We start from the raw sequence: 20,179 nt of genomic DNA, 5'->3' as shown, positions 1-20,179 counted from the left end.
GCAGTCCGCCGCGTATCGAGATCTGTTCAGCTGCGCCGCCAGCGCATCCACGAACCGATTGCTCGCTGCTCCGGGAGGCTCCAGCCGAACCGGACGGCGAGCAGGCGGATGACGGTCGTCACCACGACGCAGGCGATCCCCGCGATGGTGATGTCGACGTGCGCCGACGCGAGCGCCACGAGCAGGATCGTGCCGGCACCCGCCGCCACGGCGTAGAGCGAGCCGACGTGCATCAGTGCGATCGGCAGGTTGAGCATCATGTCCCGGAGGATCGATCCGCCGACCGCCGAGACGACGCCGACGAACACGGCCGGCACCACCGGAACGCCGTAGGCGAGCGCCTTGGTCGCGCCGATCGCTCCGAACAGGCCGATCGTCACGGCGTCGAGGGCGATGATGAGCGGACCGAGCCGGTTGAACGCCCGTTGCAGCAGCATCCCGCCGAGCGCGGCCGCCGCGGCGACGATGAGGTAGAAGTTGCTCGTCATCGCCGCAGGAAGCTGGTTGAGCAGCAGGTCGCGGAGCAGTCCGCCGCCGAGTCCCACCACCACGCCGATGATGGTGACGCCGAGCAGGTCGATGCGGTGCTCCTTGAGGCGACCGGAGAACATCGCTCCCTGAATGGCGCCGATCGCCACGGCTGAGAGGTCGAGCCACGGCGGAATGATGAAAAGGGCGGTCGGCACTCCTCCTGTATACCCGGTGCCGGCCCGACGCACGGGATAATCGAGAGGTGCCGGTCTACCGAGATGAAGCCGTCGTGCTGCGCACCCACAAGCTGGGTGAAGCCGACCGCATCGTCACCATGCTCACCCGCGAGCACGGCAAGGTCCGTGCGGTGGCGAAGGGCGTCCGTCGTACGTCGTCCAAGTTCGGAGCACGCCTCGAGCCGTTCATGGTCGCCGACGTCCAACTCTGGGAGGGCCGCTCGCTCGACGTCATCACGCAGGCCGAATCGCTCGGCTCCTACGGCGCCATGATCGCCGTCGACTACGAGAGCTTCACCGCAGCCAACGTCATGGTCGAGACGGCCGACAAGGTCACCGAGTCCGAGGGTTCCCTCCAGCAGTACCTCCTGCTGGTCGGCGCACTGCGATCCCTCTCCCGTCACGAGCACAGCAGCATGCTGACCCTCGACTCCTACCTGTTGAGGTCACTCTCCATCGCCGGCTGGGCGCCCACCTTCCAGGACTGCGCCCGGTGCGGGCGGCCCGGACCGCACGAGCACATCGTCGTCCAGCTCGGCGGCGTCGTGTGCGACGAGTGCGCTCCTCCCGGCGCGCCCCGACTCGACGACGCGGCGATCGGCCTGCTCGGTGCCTTGCTCGGGGGCGACTGGGAGACCGCGGAGGCGGCGACGGATGCGACCCGCGGCAAGGCGAGCGGCGTGGTGGCCGCGTACACCCAGTGGCACCTCGAGCGGGGCCTCCGTTCCCTGCCGCACGTCTCCCGGGAGCAGATCACCTCGTGACACCCAAGCCGTACACGCACAAGGACGCGGTGGAGTATCGCCCGCTCGATTGGACGGGCGTCTACCCGCCGAAGCTCCCGCGCAAGGCCGTGCCCGACCACGTGGCGATCGTCATGGATGGCAACGGTCGGTGGGCGAACGCGCGCGGCCTCACGCGCATCGAGGGTCACAAGGCGGGCGAGGCCGCGCTGCTCGACGTCGTTGCCGGCGCCATCCAGATCGGTGTCAAGCACATCAGCGTCTACGCGTTCTCCACCGAGAACTGGAGTCGTTCTCCCGAGGAGGTGCGGTTCCTCATGGGTTACAACCGTGACGTTCTGCACCGCCGCCGCGACCAGCTCAACGAGTGGGGGGTGCGCATCCGGTGGGCGGGTCGGAAACCGCGGCTGTGGAAGAGCGTCATCGAGGAGCTGCAGTACGCCGAACAATTGACCGCCGGCAATTCCACCCTCACCCTCACCATGTGCGTCAACTACGGCGGCCGTAACGAGATTACGGATGCCGTGACCCGCATCGCCGAGGACGTGGCGGCCGGCCGGCTCAAGGCATCCGCCGTCTCGGAGAAGCAGATCGCGCGCCGGCTCTACGTGCCCGACCTGCCGGATGTCGACCTGTTCGTGCGCTCGTCGGGGGAGCAGCGCACGTCGAACTTCCTGCTCTGGCAGTCGGCCTACGCCGAGATGGTGTTCCTCGACACCCTGTGGCCCGACTTCTCGCGTGAACAGCTCTGGCACGCCATCGGCGTCTACGCTTCCCGCAACCGGAGGTTCGGCGGCGCGATCGACGCGCCGACACCGGCCTCGATGTCAGCGGCCAGCGACGATTCCGGCCTCTGACCGGAATACCTCCCAGCCGCGCCCTGTTGCCATCTGCGTGAGTAACCCCATCAAGATCGACATCTGGTCCGACGTCGCCTGCCCCTGGTGCTACATCGGCAAGCGGCACCTCGAGAGCGGCATCGCCGCGCTGGGCGCCGACGCGCCACCCGTGGAGATCGAATACCACTCCTTCGAGCTCTCGCCCGACACGCCCGTCGACTTCGAGGGCAGCAACGCGGACTTCCTGGCGAAGCACAAGGGTGTCCCACTGGAGCGCGTGCACGAGATGCACGACCACGTCGCGACAATCGCGCGCGAGGCCGGCCTCGACTACGACTTCGGAGCCGTCAAGCAGACCAAGACGCTCAAGGCCCACGAACTGCTGCACTTCGCGAAGGCGAACGGGAGGCAGCTCGAGCTCAAGGAGCGGCTGCTGAAGGCATTCTTCGTCGAGGGCGGTCACGTCGGCCACATCGACGACCTCGTCGGATACGCCGCAGAGGTCGGGCTCGACGCGGATGCGGCGCGCGAGGCGCTGGAGTCCGGCCGGTACGCGGCCGATGTGCAGGCGGACATCGCACAGGCGGTCGCCTACGGCATCCAGGGGGTTCCCTTCTTCGTCATCGACGGCAAGTACGGCGTCTCGGGAGCGCAGCCCGCCGAGGTGTTCACCCAGGCCCTGACCCAGGTGGCCGGCGAGAAGGCGGCCGTGGCATGAGCGACCAGATGCAGGCGGAAGCAATCATGAATGTCGGGCCCTCACAGGAGGCGGCCGCCCCGACGCCCCCTCGTCCGCTCCTGATCCGGCTGGCGGGGGAGACCTCGGCGCCGGTCTGCGACGGAGACGTCTGCGCGATCTGATCGCCTGAGGCTTCGGCCTCTCGCGGCAGGGAGTCCGCGCGCCCGCTACTCGGGCTCGCTGATGTCCGCGACGGTGGCGTCGAACGCCGCGATGAGCGCGTCGCCGTCGACGAACGCGGAGAAGCCGTGGGCGCCGGCGCCCACCGCCACCCGGCGGCCCGCGATCGAGCCGTCGATGACGACCGGCCAGTCGCGTCGCGAGCCGAGTGGCGTGATGGTTCCGCGCTCGTAGCCGGTCGCGTCGAGCGCCTGCGCGGCATCCGGCAGCTGGAGTTTATTCACGCCGATGACGGCGCGCAGCTTCGGCCAGGAGATCTTACGGCCACCCGGCACGAGGGCGAACAGGAAGGTGCCGTCGGCGCGCTTCACCACGAGCGACTTGACGATGTCGCCCGGCTCGATGCCCATGAGCGAGGCCGCTTCCGCGAGGCTCGACGCCGCCGGCCGCTCGAACACGTCCACCCTCAACCCGCGCTGGGCGGCATCCGCCTTCACTCGCTCGACCCCCGCGAGTCCCGAGAATCGATCGTCGTCGGTCATCGGCTCCGCCTCCTGTGCATGCACTTTCGAGACCACGCGCTCGCTCTGAGAGAATGAGGGGTCATGTCAGCCACCACGCTAAGCCAGGCCCCCCTGCGCATCGGGCCGCTCACGCTCGACGTGCCCGTCGTTCTCGCTCCGATGGCGGGCATCACCAACACCGCCTTCCGCCGGTTGTGCCGCGAATTCGGCGCGGGCCTCTACGTGAGCGAGATGATCACGAGCCGTGCGCTCGTCGAGCGCACCCCCGAGTCGATGCGCCTCATCACGCACCACGAGAGCGAGACGCCGCGCTCTATCCAGCTCTACGGCGTCGACCCGAAGACGGTCTCCGAGGCCGTCACGATGCTGGTGGCGGAGGATAGAGCCGACCACATCGACCTGAATTTCGGATGCCCGGTGCCCAAGGTGACCCGCAAGGGCGGGGGAGCGGCCCTTCCGTGGAAGCGCGACCTGTTCCGTCAGATCGTCGAGGGCGCCGTGAAGGCGGCCGGCGACATCCCGCTGACCGTCAAGATGCGCAAGGGGATCGACTCCGATCACCTCACCTACCTCGAGGCCGGCAAGGCCGCCGAGGGGGCTGGGGTGGCATCCATCGCCCTGCACGCCCGCACGGCGGCCGAGTTCTATTCGGGGCAGGCGGACTGGCCGGCCATCGCGAAGCTCAAGGAGACCATCACCGACACCCCCGTGCTCGGCAACGGCGACATCTGGTCGGCCGCTGACGCGCTCCGTATGGTCGCGGAGACCGGGTGCGACGGCGTCGTCGTCGGGCGCGGTTGCCTCGGGCGTCCGTGGTTGTTCGGCGACCTTGCGGCGGCGTTCCGAGGCGAGGAGCACACTGCGCACCCGTCCCTGGGCGAGGTGGCCGACACCTTCAGACGCCACGCCGAACTGCTCGTCGAGTTCTTCGACGACGAGGATCGCGGATGCCGCGACATCCGCAAGCACGTCGCGTGGTACTTCAAGGGCTATCCGGTCGGCGGCGAGTTGCGGGCGCGGCTGGCGACGGTCGGATCGCTGCAGCAACTCGACGACCTGCTGGCGACGCTCGACGCCGACCAGCCCTATCCCGGCGAGGGAGCGGAGGGTCCGCGCGGACGAGCGGGAACCCCGAAGCGGCCGGCCCTTCCCGACGGATGGCTCGACTCCCGCGAGCTCGCGGGTGCCGAGCGCAGCTCGCTCGTCGACGCCGAACTGGACACGAGTGGCGGCTGAGCCGGGCTACACGGCGTTCGACAACGAGCGCCGGCTGCCCGAGACTCACGGAACCCGACGCAGCGACTTCGCGCGCGACCGGGCCAGGCTGCTGCACTCGAGCGCTCTGAGGAGGCTCGCCGCCAAGACGCAGGTGCTGAGTCCCACCGCCGGTCTCGACTTCGCTCGCAACCGTCTCACCCACTCGCTCGAGGTCGCCCAGGTCGGTCGGGAGCTCGCGACCTCCCTCGGCCTGGACCCGGATGTCGTCGACACCGCGTGCCTCGCGCACGACCTGGGGCATCCGCCCTTCGGGCACAACGGCGAGCGGGCGCTCAACAGCTGGGCGGCGGAGATCGGCGGGTTCGAGGGCAACGCGCAGACGCTCCGGCTGCTGACGCGGCTCGAGCCGAAGATGTTCGACGACGAGGGTCGCAGCTTCGGGCTCAACCTCACGCGGGCCAGCCTCGACGCGAGCTGCAAGTATCCCTGGCCGGAGTCCTCGAGCGTTGCCGATCCGAGTGGGCGCGCCAAGTTCGGCTTCTACGCCGACGACGAGGATGCCTTCGACTGGTTGCGCGTCGACGCGCCCGCACGACGTCAGTGCATCGAGGCGCAGGTGATGGACCTCTCCGACGACATCGCCTACTCGGTTCACGACTTCGAGGATGCCGTCGTCGGCGGTTTCATCGACGTCGCTGCCCTGTCGCGCCGGGCCGACCACGACGCCGTGGTGCAGGCGATGCACGACTGGGTCGGCGGCGAGTACTCCGCGGACGAGCTGGTGGCAGCGTTCGATCGGCTCGCCGCTCTGCCGCTCTGGCTCTCGACGTGGGACTCGAGTCGCCGCGACCATGGACGGCTGAAGAACCTGACCAGCGAACTCATCGGACGTTTCGCACGCGAATCCACCGATGCGACCCGGGAGGCGTTCCCGCAGGCCAGCCTCACGCGGTTCTCGGCGGATGTCGTCGTCCCCCGTAAGATCCGCGCGGAGATCGCCGTGCTCAAGGGCGTCGTCGCCGCGTTCGTGATGGCCAAGAACACGCGTCAGCCCATCTACAAGCAGCAGAGGCAGATCCTGCGCAGCCTGGCGACGGCGCTGTTCGAGTCGGCCGACGAGCACCTCGACGTGGGGTTCGCCGATGACTGGCGTGCCGCATCCGATGACGCCGCCCGAAAGCGCGTCGTGGTCGACCAGGTCGCCAGCCTCACCGACCAGTCCGCGCTGGCCTGGTACGAACGGCTCGTGCAGAACTGACGCTCGTCCCCAACCCCGAGCTGGGGCCGGATGCTCCGCCGCACCGACCGTAGGATTGCCTCATGGCAGGCCGCATCCGTCAATCGGACATCGATGAGGTCAAGTCCCGCACCAACATCGCCGACATCGTGGGCGACTACGTGAGTCTCAAGTCGGCCGGGGTCGGCTCCATGAAGGGTCTCTGCCCCTTCCACGACGAGCGCAGCCCGTCCTTCCACGTTCGCCCGCAGGTGGGCTTCTACCACTGCTTCGGCTGCGGGGAGTCGGGTGACGTCATCAGCTTCCTGCGCGCCATGGACCACGTGAGCTTCACGGAGGCCGTCGAGCGCCTTGCAGCCCGCCTCGGCTTCCAGCTGCACTACGAGGACGGGGGCGACACACCCGACCACGGCAATCGGGCTCGCCTGCTCGCAGCGAACGCTGCGGCGGCCGACTTCTTCATCGAACAGCTGCGCACGCCGGGTGCCGAGCCCGGACGCCGGTTCCTCGGCGAGCGCGGATTCGACGCCGCCGCCGCGACCACCTTTGGCGTGGGCTTCGCGCCCAAGAGCTGGGACGAGCTGACCCGGCATCTGCGCGGCCGCGGCTTCCGCGACGACGAGCTCGCCGCATCCGGTCTCGTCTCCAGTGGTGACCGCGGCGTCTACGATCGGTTCCGCGGCCGCCTCGTCTGGCCCATCCGGGATGTCACCGGCCAGACGGTCGGCTTCGGCGCACGCAAGCTGCTCGACGATGACCAAGGCCCCAAATACCTCAACACCCCCGAGACGCCGGTGTACCACAAGGCGCAGGTGCTGTACGGACTCGACCTCGCCAAGCGCGACATCTCCCGGTCCCACCAGGTCGTCGTCGTGGAGGGCTACACGGATGTCATGGCATGCCACCTCGCGGGCGTCACGACCGCGGTGGCCACCTGTGGAACCTCGTTCGGCGTCGACCACATCAAGGTGCTGCGTCGGGTGCTGGGCGATGACAACGCCGGGGGAGAGGTGGTCTTCACCTTCGACCCCGACGCGGCAGGCCAGAAGGCGGCCATGCGGGCGTTCAGCGAGGAGCAGCGCTTCGCCGCGCAGACCTACGTGGCCGTGGCGCCGGAAGGACTCGACCCGTGCGACCTGCGCATCGAGCGCGGCGACGGGGCGGTGCGCAGCCTCATCGAGACGAAGCGGCCGATGTTCGAGTTCGTCATCCGCCAGCGGCTCTCCGAGTTCGACCTCGACAGCGTGGAAGGGCGCGTGTCCGCTCTGCGGGCAGCTGCCCCGATCGTCGCCGACATCCGCGACGCATCTCTCCGGCCCGGATACACGCGCGAGCTCTCCCGCCTGCTCGGCACCGAGCTCGGCGAGGTGCAGCGTGCGGTCTCCGCGGCCTCGAAGCGATCGACGCGATCGACGGAGGCGCCACTGCGCGACACGCCACCCGTCGAGGTGCCCGTGAGGCCGTACTCGATCACCGAGCTGCCGGGAGATCCCTCCACCCGTCTGGAGCGAGACGCCCTCATGGCGATGCTGCAGCATCCGAGGCTGATCGGCGGCGACCTCATCTCCCGCGCGACGCAGACCGGATTCTCCAACCCATCGCTCGCGATGGTGCGCGACGGGATCGCTTCGGCTGTCGCCACCATCGACCGCCCCGACTGGCTCGACGGCGTGGTCGCCGAAGTGCCGGAGACGCTCCGTCCGTTCGTCCAGCAACTGGTCGTCGCTCCCATCCCGGAGCGCTCGGAACGCGAGCTCTCGGCGTATGTCACCGGCATCACGCGCTCCCTCATCGATCGCGACCTCCTGCGGCGCAAGACCGAACTGCTGGGCAGGTTGCAGCGAACGGATCCCGGCGATCGCGAGACCTACACGGCCGTCCAGCGCGGTCTCGTGCAGCTCGAGGCCGAACGGCGCGCCCTGCGCGAGGAGTAGAGCGGACCGACGCTTACTCGCGCCGTGTTCGCTCTGAACGCAACATGATTGCATCTCTGTAACCATCCGTCGCAGAGTCCCCGTTCTCGTCAATGGCGAGCAGAGGGCTGTGCTAACTCTGGGTACATAGCGATGCACGGCCCTGCGCCTTCGCGCGCCCACCGTGCGATCCATCTCAACAGGAAGAGGTAGACGGATATGGCATCCGCATCCACTAACGGCAGGCGCCTGCTCGTCGTCGCCGCAGCGGCCACCGCTGCGACGCTGGCGCTGGCCGGTTGCTCCACCGGCGGCTCGGGTTCAGGCTCCACCGCCGGCGGCGGCACGCTGACCATCGGCACGACGGACAAGATCACCACGCTCGACCCGGCCGGCTCGTACGACAACGGCTCGTTCGCGGTGATGAACCAGGTGTTCCCGTTCCTGATGAACACGCCGTACGGCAGCCCGGACGTCGAGCCCGACATCGCCACCAAGGCAGAGTTCACGGGACCGAAGGACTACACCGTCACGCTCAAGAAGGGCCTGAAGTTCGCCAACGGGCACGACCTGACCTCTTCCGACGTCAAGTTCACCTTCGACCGCCAGCTCAAGATCGCCGACGAGAACGGTCCGTCCTCGCTGCTGTACAACCTCGAGTCGACCGAGGCCAAGGACCCGACCACCGTCGTGTTCCACCTCAAGACCGAGAACGACCAGGTCTTCCCGCAGATCCTCTCGAGCCCCGCCGGCCCGATCGTCGACGAGCAGGTCTTCTCGGCCGACAAGCTCACCTCGGACGCCGACATCGTCAAGGGCGAGGCGTTCGCCGGCCAGTACACGATCAAGAGCTACGACTTCAACAACCTGATCCAGTACAAGGCGAACCCCGACTACCAGGGCCTCCTTCCGAAGGCCAAGACCGACACGGTCAACGTCAAGTACTACGCGGACTCGTCGAACCTCAAGCTCGACGTCCAGCAGGGCAACATCGACGTCGCGTTCCGCAGCCTCTCGGCAACGGACATCGCGAGCCTCCGCAAGGACAACAAGGTGAAGGTCGTCGACGGTCCCGGCGGCGAGATCCGCTACATCGTGTTCAACTTCGACACGATGCCCTACGGCGCCAAGGCGACGGATGCCGACCCGGCCAAGTCGCTCGCCGTCCGTCAGGCGGCAGCAGACCTCATCGACCGCAAGGAGATCGCGAGCCAGGTCTACAAGGACACCTACACGCCGCTGTACTCCTTCGTCCCGGCGGGCCTCACCGGCGCGACCGAGTCGCTCAAGTCGCTCTACGGCGACGGAAACGGCGGACCGGATGCGGCCAAGGCCAAGTCCGTCCTCGAGGCTGCCGGCGTCACCGTGCCCGTCAAGCTCGACCTGCAGTACAACACGGACCACTACGGGCCCGGCTCCGCTGACGAGTATGCGCTCGTCAAGGACCAGCTCGAGTCGAGCGGCCTGTTCTCGGTGAACCTGCAGTCCACCGAGTACGTCCAGTACTCCAAGGACCGCGTAGCCGACGTCTACCCGGCGTACCAGCTCGGCTGGTACCCCGACTACTCCGACGCCGACAACTACCTCACGCCGTTCTTCCTGACGGACAACTTCCTGCACAACCACTACTCCGACCAGGAGGTGAACGACCTGATCCTCAAGCAGGCCACCACCCCCGACGCCGGTGAGCGCACCAAGATCATCGAGCAGATCCAGGACAAGGAGGCAGCCCAGCTGTCGACCCTGCCCCTGCTGCAGGGTGCTCAGGTCGCCGTCGTGGGAACGGATGTCTCGGGCGCCGACAAGACGCTCGACCCGTCGTTCAAGTTCCACTACGGAGCACTGGCGAAGAGCTGAACGGTTCACGGTTAGAGTTTTCTCCAGCGTGAACATCGGGGGCGGTCGACGCGAGTCGGCCGCCCCTTCTCTGCAGGCAGCAACGTGAGGGTTACATGAGCACAGTGGCAATGGCGCCGGAGGCCGACAAACTTCCGGCTGCGCGGAAGGCTTCATCGGGGGGAGGGCTCGGGCGCTACCTGGTGGTGAGGTTCCTGCTCATCATCCCCACGATCTTCATCCTCGTCACTCTCGTGTTCGTGCTCATGCGCACGACCGGCGACCCGATCACGGCGGCCCTCGGCGGCCGTCTCACCCCCGAGCAACTCGCCGATCGCATCCACCAGGCCGGCTACGACCGGCCCATCATCGTGCAGTACTTCGAGTACCTCGGCCAGATCTTCACGGGCAACTTCGGTACGACGATCTCCACGAAGCGTCCCGTCCTCGAGGTGCTCACCACCTACGGGCCCGCCACGTTCGAGCTCGCCTTCTACTCGCTCATCGTCGCGTTCCTCGTGGGCATCCCGCTCGGCATGCTCGCGGCCTACCACCGCGACAAGGCGACGGATGCGATCGCGCGCATCTCCGCGATCCTGTTCTATGCGACCCCCGTCTTCTTCGTCGGACTCCTGCTCAAGCTGGTCTTCGCCGTCTGGCTGGGCTGGTTGCCGGTGGCGGGTCGTGCGACGACGGCCTCGGAGCTCGAGATGAACTTCCTGCCCAACAAGACGGGTTTCTACACGATCGATGCGATCCAGACCGGTAATCCCGAGGTGGTGAGCGATGTACTCTCGCACGCCGTCCTCCCGGCGATCGCCCTCGGCCTCCTGACGGCGGGCGTGTTCCTCCGGCTCGTGCGCACCAACGTCATCGGCACGCTCTCGACCGACTATGTCGACGCTGCCCGCTCCCGCGGCGTGAGCGAGTTCCGGCTCGTGCGCAAGCACGCCTACCGGCCGGCGCTGATCCCCATCATCACGGTCATCGGACTGCAGATCGCCCTCCTGCTCGGGGGAGCGGTACTGACCGAGACGACGTTTGAGTGGAAGGGGTTGGGCTTCGAGCTGGTGGAGTTCATCAAGGCGCGCGACTTCGTCGCCGTACAGGGCATCGTCGTGCTCCTCGCCGTGATCGTCGCGTTCACCAACTTCATCGTCGACATCATCGCCGCCCTCATCGACCCGCGAGTGAGGTACTGAGATGACCACGGCAACCCTCCGTCCCGTCGCGAAGCCCTCTCTCTGGCAGCGCCTGCCCGTCGTGCACCAGCTGCGCCAGAGCGTCGGCGTCCAGCGCGGCATGCTCGTCGCCGGGCTCGTGCTCATGGCGATCTTCATCCTGACCGCCGTCTTCGCTCCGCTCCTGGCACCCTTCCGGTTCAACCAGTTGCGGGATGCGAGCGGCACGTTCGGGTCGCAGCAGCCGCCGTCGGCGGCGCATCCGCTCGGCACCACCGTCGGCGGGTACGACGTGCTCTCGCGGGTGATCTGGGGCGCTCAGACCGCGATCCTCGTGATCGTCGTCGCGGTGCTCCTGTCGATCTTCATCGGCGTTCTGCTCGGCCTCGTCTCGGGCTACTTCGGCGGCTGGCCCGACCGCGTGCTGGTCGTGGTCTGCGACGCGATCTACGCGTTCCCGTCCCTCCTGCTGGCGATCGTCATGTCGATCGTCATCTCGGGCGGTAAGTCGGATCTCGCAGGAGGCATCCTCGCCGCGGCCATCTCCATCACGGTGGTCTACATCCCGCAGTACTTCCGCGTCATCCGCGCCGAGACCGTGCGCATCAAGGCGGAGGCCTACGTGGAGTCGGCCAAGGTCCTCGGAGCGTCGAGTCCGCGCATCATGTTCCGGCACGTGCTGAGGAACGCGACGCGCACGCTTCCGCTGATCGTCACGCTCAACTCGTCGGAGGCCATCCTCACGCTCGCTGGGCTCGGTTTCATCGGCTTCGGCATCGAGCCGTCGAGTGCAGCCGAGTGGGGCTACGACCTCAACAAGTCCATCTCAGACGTGACGAGCGGCATCTGGTGGACGGCGCTCTTCCCGGGCGTCGCCATCGTGCTCGCCGTGCTGGGCATCACCCTCGTCGGCGAGAGCCTCAACGACCTCGCCGACCCGCGCCTGCGCGGCCGACGAGCGGTCGCGAAGGCTTCCGGAGAGGTCGCCGAGACGTCGGTGGTCCCCGGCGGAACCCTCGATGGGGGACCCGGCGGCATCCGCGGTCTCGAAGACGGCGAGAGTTTCGACGAACACGGAATCGAGGTGCGTTCATGACGAACGTGGTCAGCATCGAGAATCTCGGCGTCTCCTTCGCCACCGACGCCGGAGCGGTCAAGGCCGTCGACGACGTGACCCTGTCGGTCGCAGCCGGTGAGGTGCTGGCGATCGTCGGCGAGAGCGGCAGCGGCAAGACCGTGACGGCCAAGACCATCCTCGGCCTCCTCCCCGAGACCGCGACGACGAGCGGCGCGGTGCTGCTCTCGACGGCGGATGGCGAACGCAACGTCATCACCCTGTCCAAGCGCGACCTCCGCGCCGTGCGGGGCACCGATGTCGCGATGGTGTTCCAGGAGCCATCGACCGCGCTGAACCCGGTGTTCACCGTGGGGTGGCAGATCGCCGAGGGTCTGCGGGCGCACACGAAGATCTCCCGCTCCGCCGCCAAGAAGCGCGCCATCGACGTGCTGCGCCGCGTCGGCATCCCCGATCCCGAGAAGCGCGTCGACTACTACCCTCACCAGTTCTCGGGGGGCCAGAAGCAGCGTGTGGTGATCGCCATGGCGCTCGTGCTCGATGCCAAGCTCATCGTCGCCGACGAGCCGACGACGGCGCTCGACGTCACCGTGCAGGCGGAGATCCTCGACCTCCTGAGGCGCTGTCGTGACGAGTTCGGTGCCGCCATCGTGCTCATCACGCACAACATGGGGGTCGTGGCCGACCTCGCCGACCGCGTTGCCGTCATGTACCAGGGCGAGGTCGTCGAACAGGCGGATGCGCACACGTTGTTCTCCTCACCGCAGGCGGACTACACCAAGGCATTGCTCGCCGCGGTTCCGCACGTCGGCCAAGGCACGGTGCACGCAGCGGCGCGGGCCGAGGGTCGCACGGCCGACTGGAGCGCCAACGCTCCCGTCGTCGTCGCCCGCGACCTCCGCATCCAGTACCCGGGGCGGTTCGGACGTCCCGGTTTCGTGGCCGTCGACGGCGTGAGCTTCGAGATCCGCGCCGGAGAGGTGCTCGGCCTCGTCGGCGAGAGCGGATCGGGCAAGACCACCATCGGACGTGCGATCGCCGGCCTGACACCGGTCACCGGCGGCTCGCTGGAGGTGCTCGGCCACGAGATGCTCGGCATCCGCGAGCGGTCGTTCAAGCCCACCCGCTCGCAGATCGGCTTCGTCTTCCAAGACCCCGCGTCGAGCTTCAATCCGCTCCTCACCATCGCCGATTGCGTGGCCGAACCCCTCGTCATCCACGGCCGGGCCGCGTCGCCGGCGGATGCGCGAGCGCGGGTCGACGAATTGCTCGAGGCGGTGCAACTCCCGCGCGCGTACGGCGACCGTTACCCGCACGAGCTGTCGGGCGGCCAACGGCAGCGCGCGAGCCTCGCCAGGGCGCTCGCCCTGGAGCCCTCGCTCCTGGTCGCGGACGAACCGACGAGCGCCCTCGACGTGTCGGTGCAGGCACGCGTGCTCGACCTGTTCGCAGAGCTGCAACGCGAGTTCGGCTTCGCCGCCCTGTTCATCAGCCATGACCTGGCGGTGGTCGACATCCTCGCCGACCGCATCGCCGTGCTGTATCACGGACGTCTGGTCGAGGAGGGCACGGGAGCCGAGGTGCTCGGCGCGCCGCAGGATCCGTACACTCAGCGCCTGCTGGCCTCGCTTCCGGTGCCGGACCCGGCCGAGCAGGCGCGTCGCCGAGATGCACTGCACCGGTTGCGCACGGCAGACTAGATCGCATGGTGGGGAACGCGCAGCACGGCTATCCGGTTCTGGCGAGCGATCTGACGATCGAATACCCGGCGCACGGGCCGAGTCCGGCGTACGTCGCCGTGCGCGGCCTGAACCTGTCGGTCAAGCCGGGTGAGGTTCTCGGGTTGCTTGGTGAGAGCGGCTCGGGCAAGAGCACGATCGCCAAGGTGCTCGCCGGGCGGTTCCTGTCGGCGCCCCGCGGAGCCGTGCACCCCGTCATCACCGGGGGCGATGCCCAGGTGTTCGGCGAATCACTGCGACGCCTGAGTCGTCGCCACGCCGACCGGCTGATGTTCGAGGTCGGGTACGTCGGGCAGGAGGCGTCCGAGACGCTGAGGGCCGACCACACGGTGGCGGAGATTGTCGCCGAGCCCATCCTGCTGCGCGACCGGCACTACAACCGCAAGGCGCTGGAAGCCCGCGTGGTCACGATGGTCGACGCCGTTCGGTTGCCGCTGGGATCGCTCGGCCGCTACCCGTACGAGTTGAGCACCGGTCAGCGTCAACGCCTCGCCATCGCGCGAGCGCTCGTGCTGGAACCGGCCCTCCTCATCGCCGACGAGCCGACGGCAGCCATCGACGCCGTGGTGCGCCACGCGATCATCGATCTCATCAGCGAGCTCCAGGAGCACACCGCCTTCTCCGCGATGGTCATCAGCCACGACCTGGCCATCCTGCGCCGCATCGCCGACCGCATCGCCGTGCTGCAGGGCGGCATGCTGGTCGGACTGGGCCCGATCGAGGAGGTGCTGGCGAACCCGCTTCATCCGTACGTCGAGCGCCTGGCCGCCGAGCTCCCCGAGGACTCGGTGGCGCGGGAGGCTCCTGTCCTCCGCGGGATCGACGGAGTGCCCAAGCCGCCGAGGATGCTGCCGCACCCGCGCCGACCGGCCGTCTGAGGGATGCACCGTCCGTTCGATGGTCCGGTCACGGAGCCGGTCAGCGCAGATCGGCGGCCAGTGGTCGGACCGATCGCCATACTGCCGGACTCCGATCACGACTTCGCTGACGCCGTCCGTGCCGGAGGGGGGATGCTCGAGCCGCTGTCGGAACGCACTCGTGGCCTGGTCTGGCTGTCGACCGCCCGGGCGGCCGAGCTGGTGGACGTTCTCGACACTCACCCGCGGATCGGCTGGGTGCAGCTACCGTGGGCGGGGGTGGATGCCTTCGCCCCGTCGATCTCGGCGCGCCCCGCCACTCTGTTCACGAGCGCCCGCGGGTCCTTCGCCGAGCCCGTTGCCGAGCACGCGTTGGCGTTGACGCTGGCGCTGACCCGTTTCCTCCCTCGCCGCATCATCGCCACCTCGTGGGACGACGAGCAGCTCGGGGTATCCCTGTTCGGTCGCCGTGTCGTCATCGTGGGGGCGGGAGGAATCGCGCGCCAACTCATCGGGCTCCTGAAACCGTTCCGGACGCACATCGCTGTGGTGCGTCGTGGGTCGGCGGCTGTGGACGGCGCCGACGAGACGGTGGGCCGCGACCGCCTGCCCGATGTACTGGCCACAGCCGACATCGTCATCCTCGCGGCAGCTCTCACCGACGAGACCCGGGGGATGATCGGCGCGACCGAACTCTCGATCATGCCGCGTTCGGCATATCTGGTGAATGCCGCACGGGGAGGCCTGATCGACACCGACGCCCTTGTCGCGGCACTGGCCGAGGGGACGATCGCCGGTGCTGCGCTGGACGTCACGGACCCCGAACCGCTTCCCGACGGGCATCCGCTGTGGTCGGAGCCTGCCTGCATCATCACCCCGCACGTGGCCGATACGCCCCAGATGACCGCGCCCCTGCTGGCGGACAGAATCCGGCGGAACGTGGCCGCGTTCCTCGGCGACGGACGATTCGTCGGTGTCGTCGAGCCGGAACGGGGCTATTGAAGGTCCGCCGAGGCACGAAAAAGGCCACCAGGGGTGGAGCCCATGGTGGCCCTTCGCTCCCCGACTTGGACTCGAACCAAGAACCTATCGGTTAACAGCCGATTGCTCTGCCAATTGAGCTATCGAGGATCACGCCGAAGCGCATAGCTACTTTAGCAAAGGATTCGCGGGCGCAAAATCACCGCGTACTCCCCGAGGAGTAGGGATGCAGTCCTCCTCAGCCGGAGGCGGTCGTACGCGGGCGCGACTAGCATCGCACCATGCCGTCGAACGCCTCCCGAGAGCGCTGGCTCGAGGGCCGTCCGTTTCGCGGTGCGCGCTGGGTGGCCGTCGTGCTCTCCCAACTGGTCCAGGTCCCGCTGATCGGGTGGGTGATCGTCTCCCTCCCGGTGGGGTGGCCACTCGTCGCGGCGATCCTGGCGTTCGTCTCGTCCTACCTGCTGCTGCTGGTGGGGCGGTGGCCCGGTCCCGTCCTGGTCGCCGTCGCCGCGCTGACGGCGCCGGCCATCCTCGGCTTCACCGTGGGCCCGCCCGTCGCCGCCGTGCCGCTCGCCTTCGCCGTCGTGGCGGCCACGGTGCGCGGGGCACGTATCTGGGCATGGGGCACAGTGGCCGTTGCGTCCATCGTGGCGATAGCGGTCAGCATCCTCTCGGTGCGCGGCCCCTCCGTCCGGGTCGTCATCCTGCTTCTCGTCCTCTGTCTGCTCATCGGCGTGGGAGAGGCCATCCGCAATCGGCGAGCGCGGATCGCGTCCTACCGTGCCGACCTGGAACGGCGCCGGCGGACCGAGGCCGAGCGAGAGCGATTGCGCATCGCGCGCGAGCTGCACGACGTCCTGGCGCACTCGCTGTCGTCGATCAACGTGCAGGCGGCGGTCGGGCTCCACCTCATCGAGGACGACCCGCACCAGGCGGCCGAGGCGCTCGCGAATATCAAGGAGACCAGCAAGTCGGCGCTCGATGAGGTGCGCGGCGTCCTCGGCTTCCTCCGCTCGGGGATGGACGCGGACGAGACGGCGCCGCTTCGCCCGGACCCGCAACTCAGCCGCCTGCCCGCGCTGGTCGACTCGTTGCGCTCACCGGGGTTGGCGATAACCCTCGACGACGAGCTGCCCGGGAGCACCCCGCCGATCGTGCAGCGCACGGCCTACCGCATCGTCCAGGAGGCGCTCACCAACGTGGCTCGCCACTCCTCGGCCCACACCGCGCGGGTGGAGCTGGCGGCCATCGACGGTCACGCCGTGGTGACGATCGCCGACGACGGTTCCGGCGCATCCGGTGTCGCGGTTCGCGAGGGGCGCGGCATCGTCGGCATGCGTGAACGCGTGGCTCTGCTGGGCGGCCAGATTACGGTCGGGCCCGCCCCGGACGGCGGGTTCCGGGTCGCGGCCGAGCTGCCGCTGGAGGGGGACCGATGATCAGCGTCTTCCTCGCCGACGACCAGGGGCTCGTCCGCGGCGGCTTCCGGGCCCTGCTCGAATCGGAGTCGGACATGACCGTCGTGGGTGAGGCGGCCTCCGGCGCTGCGGCCGTCGAGGGGATTGCGGCCACGCACCCGGATATCGTGCTCATGGACATCCGCATGCCCGATGGCGACGGACTCTGGGCCACACGTGAAGTCGTCGGACGGGCGGAGCTGAGCGCGACCCGCATCGTCGTCGTCACGACCTTCGAACTGGACGAGTACGTGGCCGAGGCGATCCGCAGCGGCGCGAGCGGGTTCCTCGTCAAGGACACGGAACCCACCGAGCTCATCCGAGCGGTTCGGGTCGTCGCAGCCGGTGATGCGCTGCTCTCGCCAGGAGCCACGCGCAGCCTCCTCGAACGAGCAGCAGACGGGATGCGCGAGGCGCCGCCGACTCGCGAGCTCGACGCGCTCACCACCCGGGAACGGGAGGTCCTCGTCCTCGTCGCTCAGGGATTGACGAACGACGAGATCGCCCAGCGCCTGTTCCTCAGCCCGCTGACCGCCAAGACCCATGTGTCGCGCATCATGGCCAAGCTCGGGGCGCGCGACCGGGTGCACCTCGTCGTCGTGGGCTACGAGTCCGGCCTGGTTCGACCTGGCTGGTCCTGACCTACCCCCGGGGGAGTGGCGTGAATGCCTCCCGACGGCGGACGCGCAGGGTCGCGCGGGCGACGAGTCTGATGGGAGCGCATCCGATCGGATGCCCTGACGATTGGACATCTCATGCTCTCCCTGACCGCCCTCGCGGCCCCGCTTGCCGCACCGCTCTACTGGCACGGGCCCGGCCCCGGCGGATTCGGCCTGTTCTTCCTGCTCATTCCGCTGTTCTGGATCGCCGTCATCGTGCTCGTCATCACGTTCGCCGGCCGGCGCTGGCGGCGCGCGAGCATGCAGCGCTGGTCGGGCTCCGGCTCGGCTGAGCGCACCCTCGCCGAACGATTCGCCCAAGGGGACATCGAGGAGGTCGAGTATCGGGCGCGCCTCGAGGTGCTCCGCGCGAATCATCTGCAGCCTTGAGCACCGCGGCGCGGATCGGCTGAGCCGGTAGGCTGCCACTGGCCCGGACACGGCCGGAAAGGTCGGCCATGAACGGGTTCCCCCGCTCCGATGGGATGACGGCGCTGATCGTGGCGGCCGTCATCCTCGCGGTGATCGCCCTGGTGTTCCTCGTGCTGTGGCTCATGGCCCGCGGTCGCTTGCGCCGGATCGACCGTGACTGGACCGGTTCGGAACGCACCCGCATCGAGCTGGAGCTGAGCCTCGCCGAACAGACCGGCCGCCTGGCGATCATCAGGGACCTGCAGGACGTCGCGGTGCACGGTATCTCGCGACTTGTGTCGCACGCTGAAGGCGCCCGTTACACGGCCGAGAGTGATCCGTCGAGCGCGGTCCGGGTCGTCGGAGGTGTCGCAGACGCTGGGCGGGACGCTCTGGCCGACATGCGCCGGGTGCTGACGGTCGCGCGCGAGGGCGAGGCACTCGCGTCGCCGCAGCCGGGCCTGCAATCGGCCAAGAACCTCTTCCGCGTGATGCGGGACGCCGGCCTCGAGGTCGTGTTCGAGGAGACCGGTACTCGGTACGAACTGCGACCGGGCGCCGAACTGGCGATCTATCGCATCCTCCAGGCCGCGCTGTCGAACTCGCTCAAGCACGGCGGCCGTGGCACGGAGGCGAAGGTGAGCTTCGTGTGGACTGGCGACGGCCTGCAGCTCACCGTGGACGACGACGGCATCCGGGCGGCTGCGCGACGCACGGGCGATGAGACCGACCGGCACACCACATCCGTCGATGACGACCTGCGCTCGCTCACCGAGACCGTCACTGGAGCGGGCATCAGCCAGATGCGCCAGCGCGCCGAGCTGTTCGGCGGGGTGTTCACCGCTCGTTCTGTTCCGGGGGTCGGATTCTCCGTCTCGGTCACGTTCCCGTCGCTGCGCTTCCACAACGGCGTCCACGGGGTCGACCTGCCGCGATGACCAGGTCGTCGGCGGAGCGGACGGCCATCCGTTCTGGCCTCGCCGTGGGGATCGCCACCGCGGTCTATGGCATCTCGTTCGGCGCGCTCTCCGTCGCGAGCGGCCTCGACATCTGGCAGACCTGCTTTCTCAGTCTCGTGATGTTCACCGGCGGATCCCAATTCGCCCTCGTGGGCATCCTGGCGACCGGGGGAGCGGCAGCGGGCTTCACGGGCATCGCGACGGCGGCGCTTCTCGGTCTTCGCAACGTCATCTACGGCATGCGGATGGCGCCCATCGTCGGCACCGGGCCGTGGTGGCGGCGCGCGATCTCTGCGTGGGGAACCATCGACGAGTCGGTTGCCGTGGCGATCGCCCAGCCCACACGCCCCCTCGCTCGCCTCGGCTTCTCGGTCACCGCGGTGACGGTGTTCGTCGGCTGGAACATCACCACCTTCGTCGGTGCGCTCATCGGCGACGCGATCGGCGACCCGCGCGCCTGGGGCCTGGACGCCGCGGCCGCCGCGGCCTTCCTCGGCTTGCTGTGGCCGCGCTTGAAGAGATTGCAGGCCAGCGTCGTCGCGGTCGCGGCTGCCGTGGTGGCAACCGTCCTCACCCCGGTGCTCATGCCGGGACTGCCGGTGCTCGTCGCCGCGATCGTCGCGGTCGTCGTCGGCGCATTCAACTGGCTCGGACGGAGGGACGACTCGTGACCCTGTGGCAGATCGTCATCCTCGCCTCCATCGCGTGCCTCGTGCTCAAGTTCGCCGGGTACCTGGTTCCGGCGCGGCTGCTGGAGGCTCCGGCGCCGTCCCGCATCGCCGACCTGCTGACCGTCGCCCTTCTGGCGGCGCTCATCGCCGTACAGACGTTCGGGGCGGGCCAGCACGTCGTCGTCGACGCGCGAGTGCCCGCCGTCATCGTCGCCGCCGCGCTCTACGCGCTGCGGGTGCCGTTCATCGTGGTGGTGGCGGTCGCGGCCCTGGTTGCGGCGGGCATCCGTCTGGTCACATGAACGGATCGCCT

The 20,179-nt window shown here is 68.6% G+C and carries 20 protein-coding genes and 1 tRNA gene; 18 read left to right on the top strand and 3 right to left on the bottom strand.

From position 1 onward, the window contains the following. Positions 1-26 precede the first annotated feature (26 nt). A complete protein-coding gene (locus E6C70_RS03605) occupies positions 27-686 on the bottom strand; it encodes a trimeric intracellular cation channel family protein (protein WP_136422287.1) in 660 nt (219 codons plus the stop codon). Positions 687-733: 47 nt separating this feature from the next. On the opposite strand from E6C70_RS03605, the gene recO reads away from it, so the two are divergent. The 3 genes from recO to E6C70_RS03590 are packed head-to-tail and all read left to right on the top strand — an operon-like array spanning position 734 to position 3,007. Continuing rightward, the gene (gene recO, locus E6C70_RS03600) at positions 734-1,471 is read left to right on the top strand and encodes a DNA repair protein RecO (protein WP_136422285.1); all 738 of its coding nucleotides are present in this window, start codon (positions 734-736) and stop codon (positions 1,469-1,471) included. Next, the gene (locus E6C70_RS03595) at positions 1,468-2,307 is read left to right on the top strand and encodes an isoprenyl transferase (RefSeq protein ID WP_136422284.1); all 840 of its coding nucleotides are present in this window, start codon (positions 1,468-1,470) and stop codon (positions 2,305-2,307) included. Before recO ends, E6C70_RS03595 begins: the two co-directional genes overlap by 4 nt. A 37-nt stretch (positions 2,308-2,344) precedes the next feature. Further along, positions 2,345-3,007, top strand: a complete 663-nt coding sequence (locus E6C70_RS03590; protein WP_136422282.1) for a DsbA family oxidoreductase — start codon at positions 2,345-2,347, stop codon at positions 3,005-3,007. A gap of 188 nt (positions 3,008-3,195) precedes the next feature. Here the strand turns inward: E6C70_RS03590 and E6C70_RS03585 are convergent, their stop codons facing one another. Then, a complete protein-coding gene (locus E6C70_RS03585) occupies positions 3,196-3,690 on the bottom strand; it encodes an aminoacyl-tRNA deacylase (RefSeq protein ID WP_136422280.1) in 495 nt (164 codons plus the stop codon). Positions 3,691-3,753: 63 nt separating this feature from the next. Between E6C70_RS03585 and dusB the strand changes: the two genes are divergently transcribed. The 9 genes from dusB (at position 3,754) to E6C70_RS03540 (ending at position 15,730) form a co-directional block, all read left to right on the top strand. After that, entirely contained in the window at positions 3,754-4,908 is a 1,155-nt protein-coding gene (gene dusB / locus E6C70_RS03580) for a tRNA dihydrouridine synthase DusB (protein WP_136422278.1), read from the top strand. Continuing rightward, positions 4,898-6,148, top strand: a complete 1,251-nt coding sequence (locus E6C70_RS03575; RefSeq protein ID WP_207670030.1) for a deoxyguanosinetriphosphate triphosphohydrolase — start codon at positions 4,898-4,900, stop codon at positions 6,146-6,148. The genes dusB and E6C70_RS03575 overlap by 11 nt, the downstream gene beginning before the upstream one ends. Positions 6,149-6,210: 62 nt before the next feature. Then, on the top strand, positions 6,211-8,061 hold the full coding sequence (gene dnaG, locus E6C70_RS03570; RefSeq protein WP_136422274.1) for a DNA primase: 1,851 nt from the start codon (positions 6,211-6,213) through the stop codon (positions 8,059-8,061). A 198-nt stretch (positions 8,062-8,259) separates the two neighbouring features. Further along, positions 8,260-9,897: an ABC transporter substrate-binding protein gene (locus tag E6C70_RS03565; protein WP_136422271.1), complete on the top strand. Its 1,638-nt coding sequence runs from the start codon at positions 8,260-8,262 to the stop codon at positions 9,895-9,897. A 95-nt stretch (positions 9,898-9,992) separates the two neighbouring features. Continuing rightward, on the top strand, positions 9,993-11,078 hold the full coding sequence (locus E6C70_RS03560; protein WP_136422270.1) for an ABC transporter permease: 1,086 nt from the start codon (positions 9,993-9,995) through the stop codon (positions 11,076-11,078). A gap of 1 nt (position 11,079) precedes the next feature. After that, complete coding sequence (locus tag E6C70_RS03555; RefSeq protein ID WP_136422268.1) at positions 11,080-12,153, top strand: ABC transporter permease; 1,074 nt, start codon at positions 11,080-11,082, stop codon at positions 12,151-12,153. Further along, positions 12,150-13,832 carry an ABC transporter ATP-binding protein gene (locus E6C70_RS03550; protein WP_136422266.1) on the top strand — a complete coding sequence of 561 codons (1,683 nt, stop codon included), beginning with the start codon at positions 12,150-12,152 and terminating at the stop codon, positions 13,830-13,832. Before E6C70_RS03555 ends, E6C70_RS03550 begins: the two co-directional genes overlap by 4 nt. A gap of 5 nt (positions 13,833-13,837) precedes the next feature. Further along, entirely contained in the window at positions 13,838-14,749 is a 912-nt protein-coding gene (locus E6C70_RS03545) for an ATP-binding cassette domain-containing protein (protein WP_136422264.1), read from the top strand. Positions 14,750-14,809: 60 nt separating this feature from the next. After that, positions 14,810-15,730, top strand: coding sequence for a D-isomer specific 2-hydroxyacid dehydrogenase family protein (locus tag E6C70_RS03540; RefSeq protein ID WP_235833256.1), 921 nt, complete (start codon positions 14,810-14,812; stop codon positions 15,728-15,730). A gap of 56 nt (positions 15,731-15,786) precedes the next feature. On the opposite strand, the gene E6C70_RS03535 is transcribed toward E6C70_RS03540, so the two are convergent. Next, positions 15,787-15,859 (bottom strand) — tRNA-Asn (locus E6C70_RS03535). A 131-nt stretch (positions 15,860-15,990) separates the two neighbouring features. Between E6C70_RS03535 and E6C70_RS03530 the strand changes: the two genes are divergently transcribed. The 6 genes from E6C70_RS03530 to E6C70_RS03505 all read left to right on the top strand — a co-directional run bounded on the left by E6C70_RS03530 (position 15,991) and on the right by E6C70_RS03505 (position 20,168). After that, the gene (locus E6C70_RS03530) at positions 15,991-17,148 is read left to right on the top strand and encodes a sensor histidine kinase (RefSeq protein WP_136422261.1); all 1,158 of its coding nucleotides are present in this window, start codon (positions 15,991-15,993) and stop codon (positions 17,146-17,148) included. Then, positions 17,145-17,807 (top strand): response regulator, encoded by a 663-nt coding sequence (locus E6C70_RS03525; RefSeq protein ID WP_136422259.1) that lies wholly within the window; start codon positions 17,145-17,147, stop codon positions 17,805-17,807. The genes E6C70_RS03530 and E6C70_RS03525 overlap by 4 nt, the downstream gene beginning before the upstream one ends. A 114-nt stretch (positions 17,808-17,921) precedes the next feature. Beyond that, positions 17,922-18,215, top strand: coding sequence for an SHOCT domain-containing protein (locus E6C70_RS03520; RefSeq protein ID WP_136422257.1), 294 nt, complete (start codon positions 17,922-17,924; stop codon positions 18,213-18,215). Between the two features lie 68 nt (positions 18,216-18,283). Continuing rightward, complete coding sequence (locus tag E6C70_RS03515; RefSeq protein WP_235833255.1) at positions 18,284-19,174, top strand: sensor histidine kinase; 891 nt, start codon at positions 18,284-18,286, stop codon at positions 19,172-19,174. Next, entirely contained in the window at positions 19,171-19,866 is a 696-nt protein-coding gene (locus E6C70_RS03510) for an AzlC family ABC transporter permease (protein WP_136422255.1), read from the top strand. The genes E6C70_RS03515 and E6C70_RS03510 overlap by 4 nt, the downstream gene beginning before the upstream one ends. Next, positions 19,863-20,168 carry an AzlD domain-containing protein gene (locus tag E6C70_RS03505; RefSeq protein ID WP_136422253.1) on the top strand — a complete coding sequence of 102 codons (306 nt, stop codon included), beginning with the start codon at positions 19,863-19,865 and terminating at the stop codon, positions 20,166-20,168. Before E6C70_RS03510 ends, E6C70_RS03505 begins: the two co-directional genes overlap by 4 nt. Positions 20,169-20,179: the final 11 nt, after the last annotated feature.

The organism is Orlajensenia flava, from assembly GCF_004801905.1.
Lineage (GTDB): Bacteria > Actinomycetota > Actinomycetes > Actinomycetales > Microbacteriaceae > Orlajensenia > Orlajensenia flava.
This window is presented reverse-complemented; position numbering and strand designations above follow the sequence as displayed.

Bases quoted from the DNA above. Each gene is read 5' to 3' on its own strand.
- E6C70_RS03585 (WP_136422280.1), bottom strand. From the start codon at position 3,690: ATGACCGACGACGATCGATTCTCGGGACTCGCGGGGGTCGAGCGAGTG.
- dusB (WP_136422278.1), top strand. From the start codon at position 3,754: ATGTCAGCCACCACGCTAAGCCAGGCCCCCCTGCGCATCGGGCCGCTC.
- dnaG (WP_136422274.1), top strand. From the start codon at position 6,211: ATGGCAGGCCGCATCCGTCAATCGGACATCGATGAGGTCAAGTCCCGC.
- E6C70_RS03565 (WP_136422271.1), top strand. From the start codon at position 8,260: ATGGCATCCGCATCCACTAACGGCAGGCGCCTGCTCGTCGTCGCCGCA.
- E6C70_RS03560 (WP_136422270.1), top strand. From the start codon at position 9,993: ATGAGCACAGTGGCAATGGCGCCGGAGGCCGACAAACTTCCGGCTGCG.
- E6C70_RS03555 (WP_136422268.1), top strand. From the start codon at position 11,080: ATGACCACGGCAACCCTCCGTCCCGTCGCGAAGCCCTCTCTCTGGCAG.
- E6C70_RS03550 (WP_136422266.1), top strand. From the start codon at position 12,150: ATGACGAACGTGGTCAGCATCGAGAATCTCGGCGTCTCCTTCGCCACC.
- E6C70_RS03545 (WP_136422264.1), top strand. From the start codon at position 13,838: ATGGTGGGGAACGCGCAGCACGGCTATCCGGTTCTGGCGAGCGATCTG.
- E6C70_RS03530 (WP_136422261.1), top strand. From the start codon at position 15,991: ATGCCGTCGAACGCCTCCCGAGAGCGCTGGCTCGAGGGCCGTCCGTTT.
- E6C70_RS03525 (WP_136422259.1), top strand. From the start codon at position 17,145: ATGATCAGCGTCTTCCTCGCCGACGACCAGGGGCTCGTCCGCGGCGGC.
- E6C70_RS03520 (WP_136422257.1), top strand. From the start codon at position 17,922: ATGCTCTCCCTGACCGCCCTCGCGGCCCCGCTTGCCGCACCGCTCTAC.
- E6C70_RS03515 (WP_235833255.1), top strand. From the start codon at position 18,284: ATGAACGGGTTCCCCCGCTCCGATGGGATGACGGCGCTGATCGTGGCG.
- E6C70_RS03510 (WP_136422255.1), top strand. From the start codon at position 19,171: ATGACCAGGTCGTCGGCGGAGCGGACGGCCATCCGTTCTGGCCTCGCC.